Source organism: Salinibacter sp., assembly GCF_042218895.1.
Taxonomy (GTDB): Bacteria; Bacteroidota; Rhodothermia; order Rhodothermales; family Salinibacteraceae; genus Salinibacter.
Genome location: NZ_JBDGQQ010000023.1, coordinates 1 through 4,279, shown reverse-complemented (window position 1 = coordinate 4,279; position 4,279 = coordinate 1). Strand labels below are relative to the sequence as shown.

The 4,279-nt window shown below is 60.7% G+C and carries 4 protein-coding genes and 1 pseudogene; 4 read left to right on the top strand and 1 reads right to left on the bottom strand.

Annotated features, from left to right (window positions below; genetic code table 11):
* Positions 1-309: 309 nt before the first annotated feature.
* Positions 310-471, top strand: a complete 162-nt coding sequence (locus ABEL04_RS02495) for a VOC family protein (RefSeq protein WP_375800799.1) — start codon at positions 310-312, stop codon at positions 469-471.
* Between the two features lie 263 nt (positions 472-734).
* On the opposite strand, the gene ABEL04_RS02490 is transcribed toward ABEL04_RS02495, so the two are convergent.
* Positions 735-1,691: a DUF5677 domain-containing protein gene (locus tag ABEL04_RS02490; RefSeq protein ID WP_375800798.1), complete on the bottom strand. Its 957-nt coding sequence runs from the start codon at positions 1,689-1,691 to the stop codon at positions 735-737.
* Positions 1,692-1,927: 236 nt separating this feature from the next.
* On the opposite strand from ABEL04_RS02490, the gene ABEL04_RS02485 reads away from it, so the two are divergent.
* The 3 genes and pseudogenes from ABEL04_RS02485 to ABEL04_RS02475 all read left to right on the top strand — a co-directional run.
* Positions 1,928-2,152: a hypothetical protein gene (locus ABEL04_RS02485; RefSeq protein WP_375800797.1), complete on the top strand. Its 225-nt coding sequence runs from the start codon at positions 1,928-1,930 to the stop codon at positions 2,150-2,152.
* Between the two features lie 500 nt (positions 2,153-2,652).
* The gene (locus ABEL04_RS02480) at positions 2,653-3,141 is read left to right on the top strand and encodes a CIA30 family protein (RefSeq protein WP_375800796.1); all 489 of its coding nucleotides are present in this window, start codon (positions 2,653-2,655) and stop codon (positions 3,139-3,141) included.
* 422 nt (positions 3,142-3,563) lie between these two features.
* Positions 3,564-4,279: pseudogene (locus ABEL04_RS02475) on the top strand (TolB family protein); the annotation flags it as partial.

The window sequence follows — 4,279 nt, the reverse complement described above, 5'->3', positions numbered from 1 at the left end:
TTGAGCAAGGCAATTGCGCCTTGCCGATGGGTAGCGCGAGTTGTGTCTATCCTACTCTCCACAATGTAAGCCCCTGAATCGCCTCTCATGGCGGCTCAGGGGCTCTTCTTTTGTGGGTGGGTCAGAAAATGGGTCAGAAAGTGCCTCAAATCCGCCTTCTGATCCTCTTCGGTAACTCACTCCCCGAAAACACTCGGCAGTTTGCTTCGCACTTTTTTTGACACTGGTGCGCGGCTCGAACTCATGCACAAGCCCACGGTCCCTGATGTGTCTGTGCCGGAGGGCCCCGAGCGGGAAGGGTAGGCCCATGTGACCTTTTCGGTCGGCTCCGAGCAGGTGGTCGACCAGCTAACAGAAATGTTTCGCCAGGACGGCCACGAAGTGGTTGGGGGGCCGCGGCGGACGGGCGACGGCTACTACGAGAGCGTCGTGCTGGACCCGGACGGAAATCCCGTGGAGATCACCGTATAGAATCCACTGTTCCGAGATTACGTCTGGAGGTCTACCATGACTCGAAGTCCAGAAAGCTCGTTTTGTCGACGCTCATTGATCGAAGGGACGTTCCCGGCCCAGGCGTCTGCAGAGTCACAACGAGCATGCTGGGGTAAGGAGACAAACCCGTCCAACTGGATTTATCCGATGCTACTTGCACGTCAATCACAGCTCGTTTGTGGTCGGGATGCAAGCCGATTTCCAAGCCACCAGACCTGGAGGCAAAGTACCCGGAGAGAGAATCAGCTGTCCTCGTCGGATGAGAAATCTAACTCCACGTTTTGAATTTTCCGGACCTGCTTCATCACATAGTCCTCGTACCAACTTTCCAGCTTCGGCATCTTTCCTGGCACGAAGCACTCGATGATGTGCCTGTACGTTCGACACGAGAGAGTCATGACTATTGACGTGAGTGTCGTCGCCCCACGGGGCGTGCGAAGGGGGTTCAGATACAAGTCCTCACCATCTTCTTGGAAAAATTCCTGGAAGATGCTGCTTCCATGCACGGAGCCGGAGAAGCTCTGGTAGAACACTACGTATATCCGCTCCTCATCGACAGCTTGGGAAAGCTCTACGAGGCTCCGTGGTCCATTGCGGAGTTGGTACCATTTCACCGTTCCACTCCCACGTTTCTCTCGGTGCTCTTTGTAGGCCCTGTCCGAGTCACCATACTCGGTCGAGAGCCGATCCTTGATTCTTTCGCGCCGCGCTTCAAGGTCACCTATTTCCCCCAAGGAAGAGTTCTCAAGGACACCTTCCCCCAGCTTGCTTCTAAACTGCTTACCCAACTGCGTGTCGGGATCCATTTTTCGGAGCCGTTTCAGCTGCCTGCGGAGGTGGCAGGCAATGTAGTCCCTGCTACGTCTTTCGAGGTTTCCCTCCTCGCTCATCAGATACTCGAGTTGCAGGTAAGCTTCTAGGGCTCCCCGTAGGTTTGCCTTCATTGGCCGTGACGCACCCTCTCGGAGCAAGATTGAGCACGCATCAATCATCTCCAGGTAGTGCCGCAGCAGTAGCAGAGGGGGATCGTATATCAGGCTATATTTCGACGCTTCCCTCTGAAGCCACTGATGAACATGGGTGCCCATGTTCACGACCTCAGCCACCGAATCGGCGAGGAAGTTGAGCACTTCGTTCGCTTCTGGGTGCTCTGCGTACCGGTTCCGATCGAGAACTGAAGGGACTGGCTCGGTATCCATGATCGATGAAGGGCGTTGTCAAGCACATCTCAGCTACGGACCACGGCGGTGCGACATTCGGGCCCGGAGTTGAAACAGGCCAACAGCGTATCAGACTTTGGTTTATGATACGCCAACCGTCGGCGCTGAACGTACTTCTCAGCCGACGTGATTGCAACTGGAGTCGGGTCGGAAACGAGACGGCAGGGGCTCCGGGTCTGCCCAGGGAGGCCGCCCAGGCTCGCTTGCAATCCGACGTGCTACCGCCCACCTTCCTCACCTATCGCCTTCGAGGCGAAACGCCCAGCGAGATGCTGGTTGCCGAAGTAACCACCACAGATCTGCGAAAGACCCGATTCCAGGTCGAGTCGAAAGACGACATTCGCAAAACCCGCCAGGGATACAAGATCGACACGGCCGGTGGGGAGACCGTGCGTTTTTCGGAAAAGGACGTGGAGTCGATCAGCGTCGTGGAGGAGTAGGAACGCGCACGCCCGCCGGCTATCGCCCACCGGTTGAATCTGCCCTCCGGACCGGCTCGATTCGCCCTGGATTTCGGGGGCCGATTACTAGCCCGACAAGCCGGCCGTTCGCGCGAGGAGTCCCCGGCAGCCCGGGCCGCGTGACTCGCGGACGGCACCCGCACACCAGTCATGGCCGCTTGTCAAATCAGGAAGGCTTCAAATCAGGAACCCTTCAAATCAGGAAACCTGATGTCCCTGAGTCGTGCCTTCGCAGGCCCGACAGAACTTCATCCTTTCCAGATTCCCGATCGTCATATTTCCTGATCCCGGTCGTTCCAAATTGTCGTTCCAGCCAAATTGTCGTTCCAGATTGTATGTCTCGTCTTCTCGCGCTTCTCCTTGTCGCCGCACCTCTACTCTTCGCCGCAGGTGCTGGGAGCACACCGGCCTCTGCTCAGTCGACGGGAACCCAAGCAACAGGCGCCCCACGTGCTGAAGGTGCAGGTGTCTCGCCGAAGATGATTTTTGACTTCGAAGGCAAGGGCAGAGCCCGGTGGCGCGTCGAGAGCGACCGCGTGATGGGCGGTCGCTCGACGGGCTCCGCCGAGGTGGCCGAGGGTGCGCTCGTGTTCACCGGAAAGGTGGTAACCGAGGGCGGCGGGTTTTCGTCGGTTCGTGCAGGCCGGCAGGTGGACCTCACCGGCTACGATGGGATCGAGCTCCGCGTCCGCGGTGGGGGGCGCACGTTTGAGCTCGACGTGAGCGACGGGACCGAAAGCCGAGGCCGCGAGGTGACCCGGCGCGGATCGTTCCCGACGAGCGGCTCATGGGAAACGGTCCGTGTCCCGTTCGACGCGCTGGAGGAGAGCGCACACGGGGAGCCGGTGAGCGCCGATCCGCTCGACCTCTCGGCCGTGAAGTCGATCGGGATCTATATCATCGATGGAAAAGGCGGCCCGTTCCGGCTTGAAGTCGACTGGATCCGAGCGTACCGCGAGGCAGAGTAGCTTCCCCGGGCGAGAGCTTCCCCGGGCAAACCGCCGATGGAGAGGACCAGCCCCCCTCCGCGACACCGGATCTCGGCCTACAAACAACTGTAAGGACCGATAGAGCGTTATCGGTTGCTATCGGGCAGCGAATTGCCCGTCATGAAAGCGACCGAGCGGCCTCTCTGGGCCTTCGAACGAGGCCCTCAAGCGAGGCCCGATCGTCGGGCGGCCGACAGGCCCACCGATCTGCTGACGAATGCCGTCTATCTCGGCGGTACGAACGACTCGGCGGCATGCTGATTGCGGTTCCTGGTGTATCTACCTGCCAGCGGGGGGGACCGGCGTATTACGGTAGTGGGGCATGGAATCTTTGACTTCGGTTCCCCTGCAATTTCCCGGTGTCTTTCAGAAAGCTCTCTACAATCTCCCCATCCTCCACCATGCGCGCTACCCTCCTCTCCCTCCTCACCCTGCTCCTGACGCTGCCCGCCCAGGCCCAGTCCTCCGACGAGGGGCCCTGGACAGTCGACCACGTCCTCGGGCAGCGGTCCCTGGAGGATGTCGACATCGGGCCCGAGGGCGACCGCGTGCTGTGGGTGAAGGAAACGCCCGACCCGGAGGCCGACGAGACGCAGTCGGACGTGTACCTCACCTACCGGGACAATCCCCACGGCGGCGACTCGACGGCCACGATCCGGCTGACGCGCACCGGTAACAACGAGGCTCCGCGCTGGAGCCCCGACGGGCACCACATCGCGTTCCTCTCGTCCCGGGACACCGGCCAGGAGGAGAGCAGTGGCACGCAGATCTGGCGGCTCGACCCACGGGGCGGGGCACCCGAGGCGATCACGTCCGTCGAGCACGGCGTGCAGGGCGCGCGGTGGCTCGACAACAATCGCCTTCTCTTTACCGCGCGGGAGGCAAACACACGCTACGAGAACCACCTGGAGACCACCCAGGACGACGCCGATGTCATCGAGGACACGACCCTCTTCCGGCCGGTGCGCCTTTTCACCGTGAACGTCAAGACCGAGGAGGTCACCCGGGTTACGGAGAATGACGACCAGATTACCGAGTTCGCGCCGTCGCCCGGCGGCCAGTACGTCGTCTACAGCCTCGACGACTCGCCGGTCGACGCCGACGCGCGCAATCAGCC

Coding starts and splice junctions, on each gene's coding strand:
- ABEL04_RS02490 (WP_375800798.1), bottom strand. CDS start 1,691: ATGGATACCGAGCCAGTCCCTTCAGTTCTCGATCGGAACCGGTACGCA.
- ABEL04_RS02480 (WP_375800796.1), top strand. CDS start 2,653: ATGATTTTTGACTTCGAAGGCAAGGGCAGAGCCCGGTGGCGCGTCGAG.